Annotated in this window: 23 protein-coding genes and 1 tRNA gene; 16 read left to right on the forward strand and 8 right to left on the reverse strand. The window is 64.8% G+C overall.

The window, feature by feature from the left end; translation table 11 throughout:
• Positions 1-8 precede the first annotated feature (8 nt).
• The gene (locus tag P8Q88_RS11945) at positions 9-1,598 is read right to left on the reverse strand and encodes a phosphoenolpyruvate carboxykinase (RefSeq protein WP_278324059.1); all 1,590 of its coding nucleotides are present in this window, start codon (positions 1,596-1,598) and stop codon (positions 9-11) included.
• 183 nt (positions 1,599-1,781) lie between these two features.
• On the opposite strand from P8Q88_RS11945, the gene P8Q88_RS11950 reads away from it, so the two are divergent.
• The 7 genes from P8Q88_RS11950 (at position 1,782) to P8Q88_RS11980 (ending at position 7,075) form a co-directional block, all read left to right on the forward strand.
• Positions 1,782-2,537, forward strand: coding sequence for a response regulator transcription factor (locus tag P8Q88_RS11950; protein WP_278324061.1), 756 nt, complete (start codon positions 1,782-1,784; stop codon positions 2,535-2,537).
• A complete protein-coding gene (locus P8Q88_RS11955; RefSeq protein WP_278324062.1) occupies positions 2,530-4,113 on the forward strand; it encodes a sensor histidine kinase in 1,584 nt (527 codons plus the stop codon). Before P8Q88_RS11950 ends, P8Q88_RS11955 begins: the two co-directional genes overlap by 8 nt.
• The gene (locus P8Q88_RS11960; protein ID WP_278324063.1) at positions 4,110-4,571 is read left to right on the forward strand and encodes an HPr kinase/phosphorylase; all 462 of its coding nucleotides are present in this window, start codon (positions 4,110-4,112) and stop codon (positions 4,569-4,571) included. Before P8Q88_RS11955 ends, P8Q88_RS11960 begins: the two co-directional genes overlap by 4 nt.
• Entirely contained in the window at positions 4,568-5,470 is a 903-nt protein-coding gene (rapZ, locus tag P8Q88_RS11965; RefSeq protein WP_278324064.1) for an RNase adapter RapZ, read from the forward strand. Before P8Q88_RS11960 ends, rapZ begins: the two co-directional genes overlap by 4 nt.
• Before the next feature lie 74 nt (positions 5,471-5,544).
• Entirely contained in the window at positions 5,545-5,970 is a 426-nt protein-coding gene (locus P8Q88_RS11970) for a PTS sugar transporter subunit IIA (protein WP_278324065.1), read from the forward strand.
• Positions 5,967-6,245 (forward strand): HPr family phosphocarrier protein, encoded by a 279-nt coding sequence (locus tag P8Q88_RS11975; RefSeq protein WP_278324066.1) that lies wholly within the window; start codon positions 5,967-5,969, stop codon positions 6,243-6,245. Before P8Q88_RS11970 ends, P8Q88_RS11975 begins: the two co-directional genes overlap by 4 nt.
• Before the next feature lie 2 nt (positions 6,246-6,247).
• Positions 6,248-7,075, forward strand: a complete 828-nt coding sequence (locus P8Q88_RS11980; RefSeq protein WP_278324067.1) for a TrmH family RNA methyltransferase — start codon at positions 6,248-6,250, stop codon at positions 7,073-7,075.
• A 16-nt stretch (positions 7,076-7,091) separates the two neighbouring features.
• Here P8Q88_RS11980 and P8Q88_RS11985 read toward each other — a convergent pair whose 3' ends face one another.
• Both P8Q88_RS11985 and P8Q88_RS11990 read right to left on the reverse strand, forming a co-directional pair.
• Positions 7,092-8,507, reverse strand: a complete 1,416-nt coding sequence (locus tag P8Q88_RS11985; RefSeq protein ID WP_278324068.1) for a PAS domain-containing HWE histidine kinase family protein — start codon at positions 8,505-8,507, stop codon at positions 7,092-7,094.
• Between the two features lie 81 nt (positions 8,508-8,588).
• A complete protein-coding gene (locus P8Q88_RS11990; protein WP_278324069.1) occupies positions 8,589-10,040 on the reverse strand; it encodes a DNA recombination protein RmuC in 1,452 nt (483 codons plus the stop codon).
• Between the two features lie 100 nt (positions 10,041-10,140).
• Between P8Q88_RS11990 and P8Q88_RS11995 the strand changes: the two genes are divergently transcribed.
• A complete protein-coding gene (locus tag P8Q88_RS11995; RefSeq protein ID WP_278324070.1) occupies positions 10,141-10,539 on the forward strand; it encodes a four-helix bundle copper-binding protein in 399 nt (132 codons plus the stop codon).
• A 277-nt stretch (positions 10,540-10,816) separates the two neighbouring features.
• Here the strand turns inward: P8Q88_RS11995 and P8Q88_RS12000 are convergent, their stop codons facing one another.
• Together P8Q88_RS12000 and recR are read right to left on the reverse strand one after the other, a co-directional pair.
• A complete protein-coding gene (locus P8Q88_RS12000; RefSeq protein ID WP_278324071.1) occupies positions 10,817-11,383 on the reverse strand; it encodes a peptide deformylase in 567 nt (188 codons plus the stop codon).
• An 87-nt stretch (positions 11,384-11,470) separates the two neighbouring features.
• Positions 11,471-12,064: a recombination mediator RecR gene (gene recR, locus P8Q88_RS12005; RefSeq protein ID WP_278324487.1), complete on the reverse strand. Its 594-nt coding sequence runs from the start codon at positions 12,062-12,064 to the stop codon at positions 11,471-11,473.
• A gap of 52 nt (positions 12,065-12,116) precedes the next feature.
• Between recR and fmt the strand changes: the two genes are divergently transcribed.
• The 3 genes from fmt to P8Q88_RS12020 all read left to right on the forward strand — a co-directional run bounded on the left by fmt (position 12,117) and on the right by P8Q88_RS12020 (position 14,965).
• The gene (gene fmt / locus P8Q88_RS12010; RefSeq protein ID WP_278324072.1) at positions 12,117-13,025 is read left to right on the forward strand and encodes a methionyl-tRNA formyltransferase; all 909 of its coding nucleotides are present in this window, start codon (positions 12,117-12,119) and stop codon (positions 13,023-13,025) included.
• The gene (truA, locus tag P8Q88_RS12015; RefSeq protein WP_278324073.1) at positions 13,022-13,771 is read left to right on the forward strand and encodes a tRNA pseudouridine(38-40) synthase TruA; all 750 of its coding nucleotides are present in this window, start codon (positions 13,022-13,024) and stop codon (positions 13,769-13,771) included. Before fmt ends, truA begins: the two co-directional genes overlap by 4 nt.
• Before the next feature lie 81 nt (positions 13,772-13,852).
• Positions 13,853-14,965, forward strand: a complete 1,113-nt coding sequence (locus P8Q88_RS12020) for a zinc-binding dehydrogenase (protein ID WP_278324074.1) — start codon at positions 13,853-13,855, stop codon at positions 14,963-14,965.
• A gap of 130 nt (positions 14,966-15,095) precedes the next feature.
• Here the strand turns inward: P8Q88_RS12020 and P8Q88_RS12025 are convergent, their stop codons facing one another.
• A complete protein-coding gene (locus P8Q88_RS12025) occupies positions 15,096-16,073 on the reverse strand; it encodes an asparaginase (protein ID WP_278324075.1) in 978 nt (325 codons plus the stop codon).
• Between the two features lie 98 nt (positions 16,074-16,171).
• Between P8Q88_RS12025 and P8Q88_RS12030 the strand changes: the two genes are divergently transcribed.
• Positions 16,172-16,247, forward strand: a tRNA-Val gene (locus P8Q88_RS12030).
• Positions 16,248-16,269: 22 nt separating this feature from the next.
• Here P8Q88_RS12030 and P8Q88_RS12035 read toward each other — a convergent pair.
• Positions 16,270-16,683: a TlpA family protein disulfide reductase gene (locus P8Q88_RS12035; RefSeq protein ID WP_347569013.1), complete on the reverse strand. Its 414-nt coding sequence runs from the start codon at positions 16,681-16,683 to the stop codon at positions 16,270-16,272.
• 160 nt (positions 16,684-16,843) lie between these two features.
• On the opposite strand from P8Q88_RS12035, the gene argH reads away from it, so the two are divergent.
• From argH to P8Q88_RS12055, 4 genes are all read left to right on the forward strand, one after another.
• On the forward strand, positions 16,844-18,220 hold the full coding sequence (gene argH / locus P8Q88_RS12040) for an argininosuccinate lyase (RefSeq protein WP_278324488.1): 1,377 nt from the start codon (positions 16,844-16,846) through the stop codon (positions 18,218-18,220).
• Positions 18,221-18,457, forward strand: a complete 237-nt coding sequence (locus tag P8Q88_RS12045; protein WP_278324077.1) for a lipoprotein — start codon at positions 18,221-18,223, stop codon at positions 18,455-18,457.
• A gap of 63 nt (positions 18,458-18,520) precedes the next feature.
• A complete protein-coding gene (gene lysA, locus P8Q88_RS12050) occupies positions 18,521-19,783 on the forward strand; it encodes a diaminopimelate decarboxylase (RefSeq protein ID WP_278324078.1) in 1,263 nt (420 codons plus the stop codon).
• Positions 19,783-20,550: a precorrin-2 dehydrogenase/sirohydrochlorin ferrochelatase family protein gene (locus P8Q88_RS12055; RefSeq protein ID WP_278324079.1), complete on the forward strand. Its 768-nt coding sequence runs from the start codon at positions 19,783-19,785 to the stop codon at positions 20,548-20,550. The genes lysA and P8Q88_RS12055 overlap by 1 nt, the downstream gene beginning before the upstream one ends.
• On the opposite strand, the gene P8Q88_RS12060 is transcribed toward P8Q88_RS12055, so the two are convergent.
• Complete coding sequence (locus tag P8Q88_RS12060; RefSeq protein ID WP_278324080.1) at positions 20,547-21,524, reverse strand: helix-turn-helix domain-containing protein; 978 nt, start codon at positions 21,522-21,524, stop codon at positions 20,547-20,549. The genes P8Q88_RS12055 and P8Q88_RS12060 overlap by 4 nt on opposite strands.
• Positions 21,525-21,570 lie beyond the last annotated feature (46 nt).

Genomic DNA, 21,570 nt, shown 5'->3' on the forward strand with positions numbered 1-21,570 from the left:
GAGCCCTGTCAGGCGGCCTCGGGCGCCGCGTCGCGCACGCCCTGATCGACATGCGCAGCAAAGGGTTCGAAATTGTCGACGAACAGCTGCACCAGCTTGTGCGCGGTGCGGTCGTATTCATCCTTGTCCGCCCAGGTCGAGCGGGGATCGAGAATGCCGTCGTCCACGCCCTCGACGCTCACCGGCACCTCGAAACCGAAGTTCGGGTCCTTGCGGAATTCGGCATTGTTGAGCGTGCCGTCGAGCGCAGCATTCAAAAGCGCCCGGGTTGCCATGATCGGCATGCGATTGCCAACGCCGTACTTGCCACCGGTCCAGCCGGTGTTGACCAGCCAGCAATGTACTTCGCCCTTGGCGATGCGCTCTTTGAGAAGATTGCCATAGACGCTGGGGTGGCGGGGCATGAATGGCGCGCCGAAACAGGTGCTGAAGGTCGCCTGCGGTTCGGTGACGCCGATCTCGGTGCCGGCGACCTTGGCGGTGTAGCCCGACAGGAAGTGATACATTGCCTGGTCCGGCGTCAGTCGCGCGATCGGCGGCAGCACGCCGAATGCATCGGCGGTCAGCATGATGACGTTCGAGGGCGGCGGCCCCATGTTCTTTTCGGAAGTGTTCGGGATCGACGACAGCGGATAGGCGCCGCGCGTATTCTCGGCGAGGCTGTTGTCGTCGAGATCGATCTCGCCGTTATCGTCCATCACCACATTTTCAAGGACGGTGTCCTTCATCTTGGTGGTGGCGAAGATTTCCGGTTCGGCCTCGGGATCGAGGCGGATCATCTTGGCATAGCAGCCGCCTTCGAAATTGAAGACCGCCGTATCCGACCAGCCGTGCTCGTCATCGCCGATCAGCGTGCGGCTGGCATCGGCGCTGAGCGTGGTCTTGCCGGTACCCGAAAGGCCGAAGAACACTGCGCTTTTCCCGTCCGGGCCGATGTTGGCGGAGCAATGCATCGGCATCACGCCCTTGGCCGGTAGCAGGTAGTTGAGGATGCCGAACACGCTCTTCTTCATCTCGCCGGCATATTTGGTGCCGCCGATCAGCACGAGCTTCTCCGACAGGTTCACCGCGATCACGGTTTCGCTCCGCGTGCCATGGCGTTCCGGATCGGCCTGGAATGTCGGCAGGTCGATAATCGTGTATTCCGGCTCGAAGCCGTCAAGCTCGGCCTCGGTCGGACGGACCAGCAGAGTGCGGATGAACTGGTTGTGCCACGCAAGCTCGTTGATGACGCGCACGTTGACGCGATATTCGGGCTGCGAGCCGCCGAACAGGTCGGCCACGTAGAGGTCGGACTTGTCCTTGAGCGCCGCCATGAAGTCGGCCTTCAGGGCGGCGAAATGCGCCGGGGTCATGGAGGCATTGTTGTCCCACCACACCGTGTCTTCCGTCTCTGCATCGCGCACGATGAACTTGTCGTTGGCGCTGCGCCCGGTGTGCTTGCCGGTTTCGACGACCAGTGGGCCGTCCTTCGCCCGGCGCCCTTCGCCATTGGCAAGCGCGGCTTCGGTCAGCTGCTCGGCCGACAGGTTGGGATGGATCTTGGCATCGGTTTCGATACCCTGGGCGGCAAGCGATTGTGAAAGCGGGACAGTCACCGAAAATCTCCAGTGCGCAAAAGGGGTTCTGGGCTGAAGCCGTCTACGCATACGAATGCGCAAACCTCGCTTCAGCGCATAGTCCCCACCCTGCATAAGGTCAAACTCTCAAAAGGATAGATTCCCACGAATGGGGTATAGGCTGCGTTGTTTTGCACGATCAAACGCACTAGGCACCGTCGCATGACGACCGACGCCATTCAGGGTGCCAACCCGCAGGACCCGGACCAACGTGTGATCGCGCTGGTCGACGATGATCGCAACATCCTGACGACCGTTTCGATCGCCCTGCAGGCGGAGGGGTTTGCAACGCGCCTCTATTCGGATGGGGAGGCCGCGCTGGGCGCCTTGCTCAACAATCCGCCGGACCTCGCCATTTTCGACATCAAGATGCCCAAGATGGACGGCATGGAATTGCTGCGCCGGTTACGCGACGAATCCTCGCTTCCGGTCATCTTCCTGACCAGCAAGGACGACGAGGCGGACGAGGCCGCCGGTCTGCAGATGGGGGCGGACGATTATATCGCCAAGCCGTTCAGCCTGCGCCTCTTGCTCGCGCGCATCCACGCCATCCTGCGCCGCAGCGACGCGCGGCGGCCGCTGGTGATGAGCGATGCCGTACCACCCGACACGTCCGAGGATATCAACCGCGGGCGGCTGCACATGGACCCCGCCCGTCACCACGTCACCTGGGACGAGAAGCCTGTGTCGTTGACCGTGACGGAGTTCCTGCTGCTCGAGGCACTCGCCGTGCGCCCCGGCGTAATCAAGAGCCGCAACCAGCTGATGGATGCAGCCTATCCCGACGATGTCTTCGTCGACGATCGGACAGTCGACAGCCATATCAAGCGGATGCGCCGCAAGTTCCGCAGCGTCGACCCGGACTTCTCCGCCATCGAGACTCTTTATGGTGCAGGCTACAGCTTCAGCGATGGCTGACCAGCGGCCCGGCTCAGCAGAGCGGGGAAGCGCCCTGCGCAGCGACCGGTTCGGCCAGTTGCGCTGGTCGCATCGCCTATCGCTTACCAGTCGCATCCTGTTCGTGAACGTCCTGCCGCTCGTCCTCTTGGGCGGCGGCGTTCTTTATCTTGACGCCTATCGCAAGCAATTGCTCGACGAACGCTTCAAGCTGGCGCTGGTCGAGGCGCAGATCATTGCCGAGGCGCTGGCCGGTGCGACGGTGCAGCGGCAAGAGGCGCTGTTGATCCAGATCGGCAAGGAGCAGCGGTTGCGCCTGCGGGTCTACGGTCCCGAAGGCGAGCTCGAATCCGACAGTTTCGCCCTCGCGCCGCCCAGCTTCGATCTGCCCGAACCGGCCGAGGTCAATCAGAACGATTTCGCCCTGCGGCTTGACCGCTGGTTCGACCGTATCGTCGGTGCGCCGGCCCTGCCCGATTATGTCGAGCCCGCCAGCGATGCCGCTTCCGGCTGGCCCGAGCTCGTTCGCGCGCGAGAGGAGAGTCTGACGCAGATCGTCCTGCGCGATGCGCCCGACGGCACGCATGTGATCAACGCAGCCGCGCCCGTCGGTCTCGACGGCGATACGCTGCTGCTGACCCGCAATCCGGTCGACATCACCGACAGCGTGCGCGCGGCCCGCTCTACCGTGCTGGTCGTCGTCCTGATGGCCTTGCTCGTTTCAACCCTGCTTTCACTGTTCCTTGCGCGGACGATCGTGCGCCCCTTGCGCGAACTGGTCCAGGCGGCGGTTCGTGTACGTCAGGGCCGCGACCGGCAGGTGGAGGTACCGCGCCTGCCCGAACGCCGCGACGAGATCGGCATGCTTGCGCGCGCCTTTTCCGACATGACCGGCGCGCTGCGCCATCGCATCGATGCGGTCGAGAGCTTCGCCGCGGACGTCGCGCACGAAATCAAGAACCCCCTCGCATCGCTACGCAGCGCAACCGAGTCGCTCGCCAAGGTAGATGACCCGCAGCTGCGCGCGCAATTGCTCGACATCGCGACGCATGACGTGCAGCGGATCGATCGGCTGGTAACGGAAATTTCGGACGCCAGCCGCATCGATGCCGAAATGTCGCGCGCGGAATTCGAACCGGTCGACCTCGGCGAACTGCTCACGAATATCGTGGCTGCGCGCGAGGAGCGTGAGGAGAACGACGGTCGTACGATCGTCCGCGAATTCGTCGGCGAGCCGCTGGTCGTGTCGGGTGTGCCGGTGCGGCTCGAACGCGTGATCGACAATCTGCTCGACAATGCCGTGTCCTTCTCTCCGCCCGACGGCCGGATCGAGGCGCGGCTGGAGCGCGCAAACGGCTGGATCTCGCTCTCCGTCTCCGACGAGGGGCCGGGCATACCCGAGGAAAAGCGCGAAAAGGTTTTCCAGCGCTTCCATTCCGACCGCCCCGAAGGCGAGGATTTCGGCAAGCATTCGGGCCTGGGCCTCGCAATCGCGCGCACGATCGCAGAAGCGCATGACGGCACGCTGATCGCAACCTCACGGACAGATGGGGCAGCTGGGGCCTGTCTCATCCTCGGCTTGCCGGCGCGGCGATGAACGAGCGCATTCTCGCCAATGTCAGCTGCGTGGCGATCGATGGCCGTGCGATTATCATCGAAGGACCGCCGGGAAGCGGCAAGACTTCGCTCGCGCTCGCACTGATCGACCGCGGAGCCGCACTGGTGGGCGACGACGCAATAACGCTGTTGGTCGAAGCCGACGCTTTGCGAGCTGCGCCCCCGCCCAACACTGCCGGCATGCTGGAGGTGAGAAATGTGGGTCTAATCGAACGGCCGGCTTGTGAAGCAGCGGTCGCCCTGATCCTGAGCCTGGACCCGGATGCCCCACGCTATCCGCAAGACGTCGCCGTGAGGCAGCTGGGAGGTCACTCGGTGCCCGTCCTCCCGTTTGCAACCGGCGATGCCATCCAAGCTCTGCGCGCGGAAACTGCGCTGGAAAAGCACGGCCTGGACTGGCCAAACGCCGCACGAGCCGCAACAAGGCGCAAGCGATGAGCGACGACCCCTCTCCGAACCAGCACCAGCGCGTGCTCCTCGTCACCGGCCTGTCCGGCGCGGGCAAGTCGACCGCACTGCAAGTGCTGGAGGATATCGGGTGGGAGGCGATCGACAATTTCCCCGTACGGCTGCTAGGCAATCTCCTCGCCGGAGAAAGCGAGGCGGGCCAGCTCGCCATCGGGTTCGACTCGCGCACGCGTGGTTTCGTGCCTAGCGAAATCATCGACATGTGCAAGCAGCTCGCCGAACGCGGCGATATCGAGGTGACGACGCTGTTCATCGACTGTTCCACGAGCGAGCTCGAGCGGCGCTACAACGAGACGCGCCGCCCGCATCCGATGGCGCGCGGGCGCCCGGTGCACGACGGGATCAAGGCCGAACGCGAATTGCTCGAACCGCTGCGCCGTTGGGCGGATGTCGTCATCGACACCAGCAGTTTCGCGACCAACCAGCTGCAACAGGAGGTGCGCGAGCAGTTTGCTGGCAGCACCGAGCGCGAGATGACGATCACCATCTCCAGCTTCGGCTTCGCCCGCGGCATGCCGCCGCTTGCCGACCTGCTGTTCGACATGCGCTTTGTCGACAATCCCCATTGGGTCGAAGGTCTGCGTGAGAAGACCGGCCTCGATCGCGAGGTCGGCGAGCATATCGAAGGCGATCCGGCCTTCGCCCCTGCTTTCGCACATATTGCGGAGCTCCTGCGCGAGCTGCTGCCCCGCTACGCCGCGCAGGATCGCAGCTATCTCAACATCGCCTTCGGGTGTACCGGAGGGAGACACCGGTCGGTCTACAGCGCCGAACGGGCGGCCGAGGTCTTGCGCGAGGCCGGCTTTTCGCCCACGGTCATCCACCGGAATCTGGGCAGTCGGCCCGCCGATCCGCTGGAACGCCGTTGATTCCCGCACCGGATGATGATTGAGAGCCCGGCACACGATCCTGACAGGGAACAGTTCGGAAAATTGCTTCGCACATGATTGGCATGATTCTCGTCACCCACGGCAAGCTCGCCGAACATTTCATCGATGCGATGGAGCATGTGGTGGGCAAGCAGGACGGCGTTGCGACCATCTGCATAGGTCCCAATGACGATATGGAGCGTCGCCGCGCCGATATCGCCGATGCGATCGCCGCGGTCGACACGGGCGACGGGGCGATCATCCTGACAGACCTGTTCGGCGGTACGCCGTCGAATCTTGCCATATCCCTGCTCGATACCGGTCGGATCGAGGTCATCGCCGGCATCAACCTGCCCATGCTCATCCGACTGGCCGGTGCGCGCAAAAGCATGAACGTGGTGGATGCGGTCCACGCCGCGCAGACCGCCGGGCGCAACTACATCACGGTGGCGAGCGAATTTCTGGGGCAGGACATCGACAGCGCGAGGGAAGCCTCTTGAGCGAACTGCGCCGGACCCTGACCGTCGTCAACCAGCGCGGCCTGCATGCGCGCGCGAGCGCGAAGTTCGTCGGCGCCGTCGCCGAGCTGCCCGAGGGATGCCAGGTCCGCGTCGCCAAGGGCGATAACGAAGCCGCTGGCGGCTCGATCCTTGGCCTGATGATGCTCGGCGCGGCGAAGGGCGACACGATCGACATCATCGTGACCGGCAACGGCAGCGAAGAGGCGCTGAACAACCTGTGCGCGATGGTCGAGGACGGCTTCGGGGAACCGTGAGCGTGGCGTCCGACCGCGCAGCCCCGCGCCGACTCATCACCGGCTTTTCCAATCCCACGGTCAAAGCGCTGCGCAGCTTGCGCGAGAAGAAGCACCGCAAGGCCGCAGGCAGGTTCCTCGCCGAGGGGCTGCGCCTGCTGACCGATGCGCGGGAGTGCGGGCATATCCCCGAGACGCTGGTGCTCGCGACTGGCCGCGACCCGCATCCGCTGCTGACCTCGCTCGAAGAGGCCGTCGAGAACAGTGGCGGAGAGGTGATCGAGACCTCGCCCGACATCCTCTCCAAGATCACCGGCAAGGATAATCCGCAAGCCGTTGCGGGCGTGTTTGCGGAGTTCGACACCTCGCTGGCTAGCCTCGACCGCAGCAGCGCGGACATCTGGCTGGTTGCCCAGGCGCTGCGCGATCCGGGCAACCTCGGCACCATGCTGCGCACCGGCGACGCGATCGGTGCGGGCGGGCTGATCCTGATCGACGACTGCGCCGATCCCTTCAGCGTCGAGGCCGTGCGCGCCAGCATGGGCGCAGTTTTCACGCAGGCCGTCGCGCGTGCCGAGTGGAGCGAATTCGAGAGCTGGCTGCGCGGCGGAGCAGGCCAGCTGGTTGCCGCGAGCCTGCGCGATGCCCAGCCCTATCGCGGCGCGCCCTATGCGGCGCCGTGCTTCGTTATGGTCGGCAACGAGAGCCGCGGCTTGCCGGAGCAGTACGAGATGGCCTGCGACCTGCGCGTGACCATGCCGATGAAAGGCCGCGCCGACAGCCTCAACGCGGCGGTCGCGGCCGCGGTGCTGGGGTATGAGGTGCTTGCGGGGCTGGAAGAGCAGATCTGAGGCGGGCCCTGCATAGCTAGATGAGTAGATAGTCTTGCGTCGCGACCCGTTCGATCCGCTCGACGAGCAGCTTTCGGGCCGGCGCTTCCACCTGCCAGCTCAGACCACCCGGTGCGAAGTCCAGCTTAACTTTGGCAGCGAGAACTTGTTCGACATTTCGCACGATCAGCATTGAGCCGAACCCGGTGCGAGAAGGCTCGGACACCTGCGGACCATTGCGCTCGGTCCAGCCCATGCGAAAAACGGGCTCTCCCGCAGGTTCGCTGGCAATTTCCCATTCGATTTCGACTCTGCCGCGATCATTGCTGAGAGCGCCGTATTTTTCGGCGTTCGTTGCAAGCTCATGGATCGCCAATCCGATGGCTTCGGCAGCATCCGTCCTGACAATCACCTGGCTTGGGATTGTAATATCTATTCGTTGTCGCATACATTCGCCAAGGTGGCGAAGTTGCGAATGCACGATATCGGCCACGCGTGCTCCCGACCAATCTCCGCCGTCGAGGATCTCCTGATTGGACGCCAGCGCATTGATCCGCCGGTCTAGCGACTGAACAAGTTCGTCTTTCGGTAGGCCGGAGGAACGCCGCAGGATCGCCCTGATCGTCGCGAGCATATTGCGAGAGCGGTGGTTCACCTCCCGCATCAGCAGCTTGATGTGGTTCTGCGCTTCCAGCTGGTCGGTGATGTCGGTGTTCGTGCCGCACCAGAGAACGACGTTCCCTTCGTCATCCCTTAACGGGTTCGCACGACTGAGGAACCATCGGAACTCGCCATCCGCACTCCGCAGCGGGAAAGTGTCGTCCCATGGCTCTCCGCTATCCCAAGCTTCCTGAATGCGGGTGGTGACTCGCTCGACATGATCCGGATGATGAACTTTCTGCCACCCCCAACCCTGCATTTCCTCCAGATCGGTGCCGGTGAAATCGTACCACCGCTGATTGAACCAGTAGATCCAGCCATCCTTGTCGGCGAGCCAGGCCAGCTGCGGAATGTTGTTGGCGAGCGCGGTGAATTGGTCGGTCTTCTCGCGCAAACCGGACTGCAGCTCGATCTGCTCGCGCAAGTCGTTGGCGATCTTAGACGCGCCGACGATCCGGCCGGACGCATCGCGCACCGGCGAGACTGTTACCGCGATAGGCACGGTCTCGCCGCTTTTCGTGAGACGTTCGGTAGAAAACTTCGGAACGGTCTGCCCCGCACGAATTCGCGCGAGAATCCGATCCTCTTCCTCAGCGCGATCTTCGGGCACGATGCGGCGGATGGACTGCCCGACCATTTCCGCAGCGGACCAGCCGAAAAGCGCTTCTGCCGCCGGGTTCCATGTCTGAACGGTGCCGTCGAGCGACTTCGAAATTATCGCGTCCGAAGAGCTTGCGATGATGGCAGCAAAACGGGCTGCGTCTATGTCGGGATCCGGTTCGTTTTCGGCCATGCGATGCGTTTGCTCACACCAAATTCGATCAGCGAGCCCGCTCTCATCTAACCGCTTCGTAGAGCTACCACAACCGCAGGGTCACTCCGCCGCCTCGCGCCCTTCGCCCGTGCCATCCTCGATCTGCGCCGCGTCTTCCGCATTGTAGCGCGGGGTCGCCTCCACCTTCGGCACTTCCTCGATTTCGCGCTTGCCGATTTCGATGCCGCGTTCCGCGAGGCGACGGCCGGAAGTCAGCACGTTGCGTTCGAAGCTGCCGACGAACTTGTTGTAATTGTTGACCGCTGTCTCAAGCCCGCCGCCCACGCGCTTCATGTGTTCGGCGGCGACGGCGAGGCGGTCGTAGAGCTCGGCCCCTGCCTTGCCGATCTCCACTGCTTCCTGCGCGATCGTGTCCTGCCGCCAGACCTGCGCCACAGTGCGCGCGATGGCAACGAGGTTGGTCGGCGTCGCCAGCAGCACCTTGTTGCGGAAGGCGAAGTCCCACAGTTCCGGATCGTGCTCCAGCGCGGCGGCGACGAAATGCTCGCCGGGCACGAACATCACGACATAGTCGGGCGTATCGTCGAACTGGCTCTGGTAGCTCTTGCTGCCGAGCGTCTGGACGTGGTTGCGCATGGATTTGGCATGGAGGTCGAGATGCCGACCGCGCTCGTCGTCTTCATCCGCTTCGAACGCGGCCTGATAGGCATTGAGCGAGACCTTGGCATCGATAACCAGCTTCTTCTGCCCCGGCACATGCACCACCGCATCGGGGCGGAGCCAGCCGTCCTCGGTCTCGATCGAATGTTCGAGATTGAAATCGGTATGCTCCGACAGGCCGCATTGCTCGAGCACGTTCTGCAGCGCCCGCTCGCCCCAGCGGCCGCGCGCCTTGGGGGCGTTGGTCAGGCTGTTGCCGAGCCGCTGCGCCTCGCGCCGGACCTCTTCCTGCCCGCGCTGCATCTCGGTGATCTGCTGGTAGAGCCGCCCGAAGGCATCGGTGCGCTTCTCCTCCAGCGCGGCGACCTGCTTCTCGTAAGCCTCCAGCCGCTTCCCCACCGGATCGAGCAGCGCGCGCAGCTTTTCCTCGCTGGTCTTTTCCGAATGGCCGAAACGCTCGTTCGCGCGCTTGAGGAAATCTTCCTGCGCCTTCGACAGCACGGCGGAGCCGGTGTTCTGGAACTCTTTGAGCAATTCCTCGCGCGCCTCGACCAGCAGGCGCTTCTGCTCGTCGAAATTGGCGGTCTTTTCCTTCAGTGTGGCTAGTTCCGATCCGAGCGCGGCATTGTCGCGCCGCAGGGTATCGAGCGCCGTTTCATGGGCGGCGCGGGTTTCGCGTAACTCGCCATCGAGCGCATCGGCGCGGGCCGCGCGCACAGTCGCATTCTCCAGTTCCACAATGGCGCGGCGGAACTTCTCGTCCAACTCTCGCGCCTCGGCATCGCGCTCGCCATGGCGCGCTTTCCAGTCGGCTGCCGGTCGCGATCCGGCGAACCAGCCGAGCGCTACCCCGATCAGGAGAGCGACGACGGCGACGATGAGAACGGTCATATCCATGCGCCGGAACATAGCTGGAACGGGGCCTGCGGAAAAGTCCCGGTCGGAACTATCCCCACAGCCGCGCGCTCCTCATGCAAAGAGGAGATATTCTATGTCGATCAAGGAAATGATCCAGGACCACCCGCAAGTCGGAGACGACTACACCGAGGAACTGGGCGAGGCGGTCAAGCACGCGATGTATTGCGCGGCGATCGCCAGCAGCTGTGTCGATGCCTGCAATGCGGAAGAGGGCGACATGTCCGAATGCATTCGCAAGTGCTCCGACGCGTCGGACATCTGCCAGGCGGTGAGCACGGTTGCCGCGCGGCGCACGCATGGCAATACGGCGGTGATCAAGTCGCTGCTCGAAGCCTGCATCCTCGCCTGCAAGGTCTGCGCCGAGGAATGTGCCAAGCATGACAACCCGCACTGCCAACGCTGCGCGCGGATGTGTCGCGAAGTGGTCGAGGACTGCGTGAAGGCGCGCGATACGATGCTCGAGGCGGCGTAATTTGTTTAGCCTCAAGCGCCGGCGGCCGCGTCCGCGGCCTTAGGCTATCCTCGCTTACGTGACCTGACGGTCGCGTCGCTGCGGGCGGCCGGTCGGCCTCGCCTCGGCTTCGTCTCGGTTCTCTAGGTGGCGACAGGTAGCGCATTGCGACGGGCTTGTCTCTCCTAGAGCACCGGGCCGGCGGAGGCCCGGCAAGCACGACCGTGCGCCCGCAGCCGTTGCGGCTTGCTGCACTTATAGCGAGGACGAACCCGCGGATGCGGGTTCGAAAAGCAAACTACGCCGCTTCGCGCAGCTTTTTCAGCTTTTTGAGTGCCATGTTGCGCTTGAGACGGCTCAGGTGGTCGATGAACAGGATCCCCTCGAGGTGATCCATCTCGTGCTGGAGGCACGTGGCCATCAGCCCGTCGAGGTCTTCCTCGTGGGTTTCGCCCTCGAGATCCTGGTAGCGCACGCGGCAGGTGGCGGGGCGATCGACATCGGCGAAGATGTCGGGGACCGAAAGGCAGCCTTCCTGATAGGTCGCCAGTTCCTCTGCCGGATCGAGAATTTCCGGGTTGATGAAGACCCGCGGTTCCTTCTTCGTCGGGTAATGCACGTGCTCATGGCCGCCGTGATTGCAGACCTCGCCCTCGGCTTCGGTGTCCTCGGGCTGGAGGTCGATCACCAGCACGCGCTTGGGCACGCCGACCTGGATCGCGGCAAGCCCGATCCCGGGCGCGTCGTACATGGTTTCGAACATGTCGGAGACGAGCGTCTTCAACTCGTCGTCGAACTCGGTGACGGGCTCGGACACGACCTTGAGCCGGGGGTCCGGCACTTCGAGAATTTCACGGATAGCCATGGGGGGGAGATAGGCTGGTGGAGTGAAATGTTCAATATTTGTTGGGTGCGTGCCGGGACATCCGTCCGGCCCTTGTGGCGGCACCAATCAAACAGGTCGCCGCGCCCTCAGCGCCTGCGCCAGCGTGCCCTCATCGAGATAATCCAGCTCGCCCCCCACCGGCAGGCCGTGCGCCAGCTGCGTGATACGCACCGGGAATTCCTCCAGCCGCTCGGACAGGTAATGCGCCGTCGTCTGGCCCTCGAGCGTGGCATTCATGGCGAGGACGACTTCATCCACCCCGCCCTGCTCCACGCGCGTCATCAGGCTGGCGATGTTGAGGTCCTCGGGCCGTATGCCGTCGAGCGCCGACAGCTTGCCGCCAAGCACGTGGTATCGCCCGGTGAACAATTTCGCGCGGTCCAGTGCCCAGAGGTCGGAGACATCCTCTACCACGCACAAGCTCTTGTCGTCGCGGCGCGGGTCGGCGCAGATACCGCATGGATTGGTGGTGTCGACATTGCCGCAAGTGTCGCATTCGACCAGTGCCTCGCCCACATTCGCCAGCGCCTCAAGCAGCGCCGGCAAGGCGGTCTCGCGCCGCTTGACCAGCCACAATACGGCGCGCCGCGCGCTGCGCGGACCAAGCCCGGGCAGGCGCGCCAGGGCCTGGCTGAGTATCTCGATCTCTTGCGATGCCATGGGGTGACAGATAGGGGCACCATCGCGACTGAGAAAGGCCACACGAGATGTCATGCGCATAATCTTCATGGGGAGCCCGGATTTTGCCGTGCCGACGCTGCAGGCGCTGGTCGATGCGGCGCATGAGGTGGTCTGCGTCTACAACCAGCCGCCGCGTCCTGGCGGCAGGCGCGGCAAGGAACTGACGCCGACGCCGGTACACCAGCGGGCCAGCGATCTCGGCATCGAGGTGCGCCACCCGAAATCGCTCAAATCGGTCGAGGAGCAGCAAGCCTTTGCAAGTCTCGATGCCGATGTCGCGGTGGTTGCGGCCTATGGCCTGATCCTGCCGCAACCGATACTCGACGCGCCGAGGCATGGCTGTCTCAACGTTCACGCATCCATCCTGCCGCGCTGGCGCGGGGCCGCGCCGATCCACCGGGCGGTGATGGCGGGCGACCCGGTGACGGGCGTCACGATCATGCAGATGGAGGCAGGGCTCGACACCGGCCCCATGCTGACGATGGCGCGCACTCCGATCGAGGACAAGACCACCGGCGAACTGACCGAGGAACTGGCCGAGATCGGCGCGCAATTGATGGTCGGCACTTTGATCGACCTCACGATGCTTCACCCGCTGCAGCAGGATGAGGCAGATGCGACTTACGCTGCGAAGATCGACAAGGCCGAGGCGCGGATCGATTGGGCGAAGCCGGCGGAGGAAGTGGTGCGCCATGTGCACGGCCTCTCGCCCTTTCCCGGCGCATGGTGCGAAGTCGACGGACAACGGGTCAAGCTCCTGCGGGCGCAACTCGCAGAGGGTTCTGGACGACCGGGCGAAGTGCTCGACGATCGTCTGGCCATAGCGTGCAACGCAGGCGCGATCCGTCCGGTGGAACTGCAACGGGCAGGCAAGCCCAAGATGGATCTCGACACTTTCCTGCGCGGCAATACGGTCGAAAAGGGCACCGTCCTCGCGTGAACCGTTTCGCGCTCACCCTGGAATTCGACGGCACGCCCTTCTTCGGCCTCCAGCGCCAAAAGGACGGACCCAGCGTCCAGCAGGCGGTGGAAGAAGCCGCTTTCCGTATCGTGGGCGAGGAGGTCCGGCTCCATAGCGCCGGCCGCACCGATACTGGCGTGCACGCGCTCGCCATGCGCAGCCATATGGATATCGCCAAGGACATCGCGCCGTTCCGCCTGATGGAAGCGCTCAACGCGCACCTGCGGCCCGACCCGATCGCCGTGACCCATTGCGAGATCGTGCCCGACGACTGGCACGCGCGTTTTTCCTGCACCGGGCGCAGCTATGTCTATCGTATCGCCAATCGCCGCGCGCCGCTGACGCTGGAGAAGGACCGCATGTGGCAGGTCGGCACGCCGCTCGACCACGAGGCCATGCACCGCGCGGCGCAAGCGCTCGTCGGCCTGCACGATTTCACCACCTTTCGCTCGGTGCATTGCCAGTCGGACAGTCCGGTCAAGACGCTCGACCGGCTGGATGTGGAGCGAGAGGGCGAGGAGGTCCGCATCCACGCCGCCGCACGCAGTTTCCTGCATCACCAGGTGCGCAGCATGGTCGGCTGCCTCGCGCTCGTCGGCATGGGCCGGTGGCGGGAGGAGCAGGTGGGCAAGGCGCTGGACGCGAAAGACCGCCAGGCGCTCGGCCTCAATGCCCCGCCGCACGGGCTCTACTTCGTCGAGGCGACCTATCCCGACGATGCTTGACGTTGCGGCACCCTAGCCAAGCCGGATTGGTAAGCGTAGCGGGTCGGAGACACGTTTCACAATGCAACGAAAGGGATAAGGATGGCCTATACTGGCAAGCAGCTTTTCACCACGCTGACGAGCGACGGCACGCTCACCCTCGAGCTTGAGGAATTGACCTTCCCCGAACCCACCGAGAACCAGGTCTTGGTCAAGATGGAGGCCGCGCCGATCAACCCGTCGGACCTCGCCATCCTGACCGGGGCCGCCGATTTCGAGAATGCCGACTATTCGCCGGGCAAGGTCGTCGCCAAGATGCCTGAACCGTTCAACAGCGGCCAGAAGGCGCGCCACGGACAGCGCCTGCCTGCCGGCAACGAGGGCGCGGGCACGGTCGTCGCCACGGGCGATAGCGACATGGCGAAAGCACTGATGGGCCAGCGCGTCGCCTGCGTTCCCGGCAGCGCCTATTCCGAATATGCCATCGCCGATGCCGCCATGTGCCTGCCGCTGGGCGACCACAGCGCGGAGGACGGCGCATCGAGCTTCGTCAATCCGATGACCGCGCTGGGCTTTGCCGAGAACGCAAAGATGGACGGCGCGAAGTCGATCCTCCACACGGTCGGCGCATCGAACCTCGGCCAGATGCTGGTGAAGATCTGCCAGGAAGATGGCCTCGGCCTCGTCAACATCGTGCGCAAGGACGACCAGGTCGAGTTGCTGAAGAGCATCGGCGCGAGCCATGTCGTCAATTCGTCGGACGACGATTTCATGCAGCAGCTCAAGTCCGCCATCGACGAGACCGACGCCTTCTACGGCTTCGATCCGATCGGCGGCGGCAAGATGGTCGATCATTGCTTCAAGGCGATGGAGCAGGTCGCGGTCGGCAAGATGACCGAATATTCGCGCTATGGCTCCAACCAGCAGAAGCGCATGTTCATCTATGGCCGCCTCGACTTCGGACCGACCACGCTGACGCCCAGCTACGGTTTCGGCTGGACGCTGTCGGGCTGGCTGCTGACGCCGTTCCTGCAACAGGCGGGGATGGAAACCGTCGGCCGCATGCGCAAACGCGTCCTCGACAACCTCACGACCACATTTGCCAGCAACTACAAGACCAAGGTTGACCTCGAGGGCATGCTGACCAAGGACGCGATCCTCGACTATCGCCAGATGAAGACCGGCGAGAAGTATCTGGTCACGCCGGCCGGGTAGGGAACCAGAATATCAATCCGTTCGCCCTGAGCCTGTCGAAGGGCTGTCCTTCACTTCCGGCTCAGCACTCGTAGAGAAATACGGGGCTTCGACAAGCTCAGCCCGAACGGAATTGGGGTGTCGCGCGAAGCTACCGCCCGTCGAAAGCGCGCTGGAGGGCGGCGGGATCGGTCTCGCCGCCCGCCAGCAGCAATTGCAGCAGGATGCGCGCCTTCTGCGGGTTGAGTGCTCGGGCGGCGACGAAGCCGTTGGCATCATCTTCGGGCTCACGGTCGACGAGGCCCTCATCGGCCCGGCTCGCGCGGACCACGGCGATGCCATCCGCGGCGCATTGTGCAAGAACAGTGCGAACGTCTTCGGGCATGTTGCCCTCGCCCACCCCGGCAACGACGACACCGCGTGTCCCCTCGCCCAGCTGTCGCGTCACGGCATCAGCTTCCAGTGCGGCATGGACATAGACGATCTCGACCGGCGGCAGGTCATCGCTCCAAGCGAAGCGCGCTGCGTCGCGGTCGTTCCATGGGGCGCCGAACCATTCGAGCGTACTGGGCGTGACCAGCGCGATCGATTCGCGCGGAAAACCGCGAAACGCCTCTGCCCCGCGCGTACGGACCTTGCGCACGTCGCGCGCGGAAAACACGCGGTCGCCCATGACTACCAGCACGCCGCGCCCAGCCGCATTGGCATCGCAGCCAACGCGCACGGCATTGGCGAAATTCCTCAGCCCGTCGTAACCAACCGCATCGGCGGGGCGCATCGCGCCGACCACCACCACCGGCTTGGTCGAGGGCAGCGTAAGGTCGAGCAGGAAGGCCGTCTCCTCCAGCGTATCGGTGCCGTGGGTCACGATCACGCCCGAGCATTCCTGATCCTGCAGCGCCTCCACGATCGCCCGGTGAAGCGAATTCCAGACCTGCGGGCCGATGTCCGCCGAATCGATATTGGCGATCTGGCGGCCCGACAGCTCCGCTTCCAGCCCCAGCCCGCCGACGCGTTCAAGATAGTCCTCGATGCCGATCTCGCCTGCGCGGTAATCCTGCGCGATCGCATTGCCCGCAATCCCGGCGATGGTGCCGCCGGTGGCGAGAACGGTGAGCCTGGTCGTCATGCGCGCCGCCTAGCTGCCGATTGGCGATCTCGGCAATTGATTTTAAGATTTGCGGCGCTATGTGCAGCAGACCGCCACACCGGCGGCACCCGTGGTTGGGGCGATTAGCTCAGTTGGTAGAGCATCTCGTTTACACCGAGAGGGTCGGCAGTTCGAGCCTGTCATCGCCCACCACCACTCCTGACAAAGCCTGACCCTATCCGCCGATCGCCTCTTCGATGGCCGCGCGCGCGTCTTCGCTCGACCAGTTGTAATCGCCCGACACGCGCCAGATTTCCTGCCCCATCGCATCGTAGAGCACGGTCGTCGGCATGACTCCGCCGCCGATGGCGAAGCCCAGCTCGCCTTCCGGGTCCATCCAAGAGCCCAGCATGGCAAAATCCCGCTCGGCAAAGAACGGACCGACGGCCTCCTCCCCTTGCATGTCCTGGCTGACGGTCAGCACGCGCAACTTGCCATCGTAATCGACGGCAAGGTCGTCGAGCAGGGGCATCTCTTTCACACAGGGCGCGCACCAGGTCGCCCACAAATTCACCAGCACCGGTGTGCCTTGCAAGGCGCCCATGTTGAGCACGTCACCCTGCAAGTCGCGCACATTGGTCGCCGGCATAAATGCGCCAGCATTGCCGCGGTCGATCTCGCCGGTTGGCGCGGGCGTAGCGCTGCTTTCTTGCGCGGCCTCCGGCTCCCCCCTATCGCAGGCGCCAAGCGCAAGACCGAGGGCAGCAAGAATAGTGAGCGACAAGCGGGACAAGGGCGACTCCAATGCCATGTGGGGCGGCAGGTTTGCCGAAGGGCCTAGCGCGATCATGCGCGAAATCAACGCCTCGATCCCGTTCGACAAGGCGCTGTGGCGCCACGATATCGAGGCGAGCAAGGCGCATGTCGCCATGCTCGGCGCGCAGGGTATTGTCACGGCAGAGGACATGGCGACGATTACCGAGGGCCTCGACAAGGTCGCCGCCGAATATGCGCGCGAGGGTGTGCCGGAGGACTGGGACCTCGAGGACATCCACATGACCACCGAGAGCCGGCTGGCCGAACTGATCGGCTCGGCTGCTGGCCGTCTTCACACCGCGCGCAGCCGCAACGACCAGGTGGCGACCGATTTTCGCCTCTGGGTGCGCGACGCGCTCGACCAGATCGATGCAGGATTGCTGGCGCTGCAACAGGCGCTGGTGACCCGCGCGAGCGAGCATGCCGCCAGCATCATGCCCGGTTTCACGCATCTGCAGACCGCGCAGCCGGTGACGCTCGGCCATCACCTCATGGCCTATTACGAAATGATCGCGCGCGACCGCAGCCGGTTTGCGGATGCGCGGACGCGGATGAACGAAAGCCCCCTCGGCAGCGCGGCGCTCGCGGGCACCGGCTTTCCAATCGATCGCGAAGCGACCGCGCAGGCGCTCGGCTTCGACCGGCCGACGCGCAACAGCCTCGATGCCGTATCCGACCGCGATTTCGCGCTCGATTACCTGATGGCAGCGAGCCAGTGCGCGCTGCACCTGAGCCGCCTCGCCGAAGAGTTCATCATCTGGGCCAGCCAGCCCTTCGGCTTCGTGCGCATGCCCGATACGCTGTCCACCGGCAGCTCCATCATGCCGCAGAAGAAGAACCCCGACGCCGCCGAGCTGGTGCGTGGGCATGCGGGCCGCGTGATCGGCTGCGCCACCGCGCTGATGGTGACGATGAAGGGGCTCCCCCTCGCCTATTCCAAGGACATGCAGGACGACAAGCCGCCGGTGTTCGAAGCGCACGGCCTAATGGCGCTGAGCATTGCGGCGATGACCGGCATGGTGGCGGACAGCGACTTCAAGACAGCGCGCATGCGCGAGGCGGCCGAGCTCGGCTATGCCACCGCGACCGATCTTGCGGACTGGCTCGTGCGCGAGGCGGACATTCCCTTCCGCGAGGCGCACCACATCACCGGCGCGGCGGTTAAGCGGGCAGAAGCGGACGGCGTCGCGCTCGACCAATTGCCGCTGGATGTGCTCAAGGCGATCGACGAACGGATCGACGAACGGGTTTACAAGGCCCTGTCGGTCGATGCGTCGGTCGCCTCGCGCAGCTCCTATGGCGGTACCGCGCCGGAACAGGTAGAAGCGCGGGTCGCGGAAGCGCGCAAGGCCCTTGGAATGGATGCGTAAATGAAGAAGTCGCTCGTCATCGTCGCAGCCCTTGCCATCGCCGCCTGCGGGCAGAAGGCCGACCTCGTGCCGCTCGAAGGTCAGGCGCTGCCACCCGCGCCCTATGGTGCCGAAGCGCAACCCAGCGCCGACGAGCTGCTGGCGCTCGACCCGCAGGCCGCGCCGGATCGCTCGGTCGAACTGCGCACCCGTTCCGAAGAACGGGAAGACGATCCCTTCGACCTGCCGCCCGAGTAGGTTCTCAGCCGAGAAGCACAGCTTGCTCGACTCGCCCACGCGAATTCGGCAGAGGCGCTGGCCATGGACCATTTCCAGCTCCGTGACGGCGTGCTCCATGCCGAAGACGTGCCCCTGCCGCGCATTGCCGAAGAAGTCGGCACGCCGGTCTATGTCTATTCGCGCGCCACGCTGACCCGCCATGCCCGCGTGTTTCGCGATGCGCTGGGCGAGCTCGACAATCCGCACATCGCCTTTGCGGTTAAATCCAACCCCAATCTCGCCGTGCTGAAAGTGCTGGCGAACGAGGGCTATGGCGCGGACGTGGTCTCCGGCGGCGAGCTGACGCGCGCGCTGAAGGCGGGGATGAAGCCCGAAGACATCGTGTTTTCGGGCGTCGGCAAGACCCATGCCGAGCTGTTGCAGGGCCTTGAGGCGGGCATCGGCCAATTCAATATCGAGAGCGAGGAAGAGGGCTACGAACTTGCCGCCATCGCCGCACGGCACGGCAAACGCGCCGCCTGCGCGCTGCGGGTGAACCCCGATGTCGATGCGCGCACGCATGAGAAGATCTCCACCGGCAAGCGCGAGAACAAGTTCGGTGTGCCGCTCGACCGGGCGGCCGAGATCTACGCGCGGCTGGCCGGTGAGGACAGCCTCGATATGCGCGGCGTCGCGGTGCACATCGGCAGCCAGCTGGGCGATCTCGAGCCGCTGGAAACTGCTTTCGGCAAGGTCGGCGCGCTGATCGCGGAGCTGCGCGAAGCGGGCTGCGAAGTCACGCATGCCGATCTGGGTGGTGGCCTTGGCGTGCCTTACAAGGCGGGCGAGGAACTGCCTTCGCCGCAGGAATACGGGGCAATGGTCGCACGGGTGACGAAGGGTTGGGACGTGCGCCTGATGTTCGAACCGGGCCGTGTAATCGCAGGCAATGCAGGCGTGCTGCTGACCCGCGTCATCCGCTCCAAGCGCAGCGGCAACGGCCCGCCCTTCGTGGTCGTCGATGCGGCGATGAACGACCTCGCGCGGCCCGCCATGTACGGCGCCTGGCACGATTTCGATGCAGTCGCGCCGAGCGGCGACAGGATGACTGCGCATATCGTGGGCCCGATCTGCGAGACCGGCGACACCTTCGCCATGGACCGCGACTGCGATGCGCTGGTCGCGGGCGATCTCGCGGTGTTCCGCACGGCGGGCGCCTATGGCGCAACCATGGCGAGCAGCTACAATTCACGCGGCTTCGTGGCCGAAGTGCTGGTCGACGGCGATAAATACGCGGTGGTTGCAGACCGGATCGCGGCGAGCGCCATCATGGATGCCGAGCGCGTGCCGGAGTGGCTGGGCTGATGCATTCCTTGCCGCTCTTCCACCGCATCGCGGGCACGCGCGTGGTGGTCGTCGGAACCGGTGACATGGCAGAAGCGAAGGCGCGACTGGTCCGGCGTGCGGGCGGCATCCCCTGCGCGGAAACCGAGGCGCATCATGCCAGGATCGGCTTCGTGGCGCTGGAAGATGAACGCGAGGCCGAGGCAGCGGCTCTGCGGCTCAAGCGGCTGGGGCTATTGGTCAATGTGGCCGACCGGCCGGACCTGTGCGATTTCACCCTGCCGAGCGTGCTCGATCGCGATCCGGTGCTGGTTGCAGTGAGCACGGGCGGGGCGTCCGCCGGGCTCGCCAAGCATTTGCGGTTGCGCCTGGAGGCCTTGCTGCCACAGAGTCTTGGCAGCCTTGCGCGAGCGCTGGAGGCTGCGCGCGAGAGGATTCGCGCCCGCTTTCCCCACGGCGATGCGCGGCGGCGCGCGCTCGATAGCGCGCTTGGTGAGGGCGGCGCCCTCGATCCCTTCGAGGTCGAGAATGATAGCGCGGTAGAGGCGTGGCTCGCGGCGACGGGAAGCGAAACCGCCAGCGAAATCCTCGAATTCAGCCTTTCAAGTGACGATCCCGAAGACCTGACCCTGCGCCAGGCGCGTGCACTTGGCCGGGCCGACACTGTGCTCCACGATCCGCATCTGCCTGAGGCAATCCTGGTCCGCGCCCGCGCAGATGCGGTACGGATCGCCTTGCCAGCGGACCCGCCGGCCGAAGGACTGAGCGTGATCCTGCGCCGGGATTAGGCCGCGACCAGCTCGGGAGCGAGCGCGCCGGTATCGGCGAAGTAGCGCGCCATGGCATCGGCGGTGTCGTCGGTCAGCGCGATATAGGCGCGGCGGCGATCGTCGGGATCGGCCACGCGGACCAGCAGGCCGCTATCGACCATCTGGCCGATCCAGCGAAGCGCGGTGGTGGCGGGCACGCCCGAAGCGATGCAGAGCGAGGTCACTGAAACGCGCGCACCTTCCGCTCGTGCGGCGGCAAGGTCCAGCAGCATGTCCCACGCGGGATCGGCGAACAGGTCGCCATCGAAATAGCGCGCCCGGGCCTGACGGTGCTTGATGATTTGCCGTAAATGCTCCGCCTTGGGCAGCCGTGGCCGGTCCTTGCTCGCGCGCCGGCTGACGTAGCTTGCATCCTCCCCGCGCCAGCCCGGTTGCGGAGATTCGAAGCGGAAGGCACCGCCGGCAGCGCGCTGGCCGGTCGAGCTTTTCTCCAGCCGTTCCGCCATCCGACCGACCTGCTCGGTCAGGCGCAACAGCATCAGCCGGTCTTCCTCGCCCAGTTCGCGCAAGCGCAGATTCGGGACATGCGCCAGAACGCGCCCGATCGCGATCACCCGCTCCGACCGACAGGGGTCGACGAGGATCTGCGGCGCAGAGGAGGAGAAGCACCCGAAGATCGCATCGAGCGCGCCCATGGTGGTGGACACGACCATCTGCGTGCCCGCCTTGCCAGCTCGCATGTCCAGCCGCGCGAGCAGCGCCAGCGCCTCCGCCGAATCCTGCGCACAATCGATCAGCAGCACATCGCCGAGCGCGGTGATGGCGCCGTTCGCGTATTCCTCCAGCGACATGGAATGCAGCACGCGGAAGCCCGCGGCCTCCGCATCATCGCGCAATTCACCGCGAATATGCGCGCGATCAGCCAGGACGGTCACCCCTAACTGACAACCTGCCGCATCGCAAACCGGTTCGTAGGTGAAGTTCGCCTGCATCGAATCGCGCTCCTGTTCTGTCTTGCGAACAGGATGAGAACAAATA

It is taken from the genome of Qipengyuania marincola (assembly GCF_029688625.1).
Taxonomy (GTDB): Bacteria; Pseudomonadota; Alphaproteobacteria; order Sphingomonadales; family Sphingomonadaceae; genus Qipengyuania.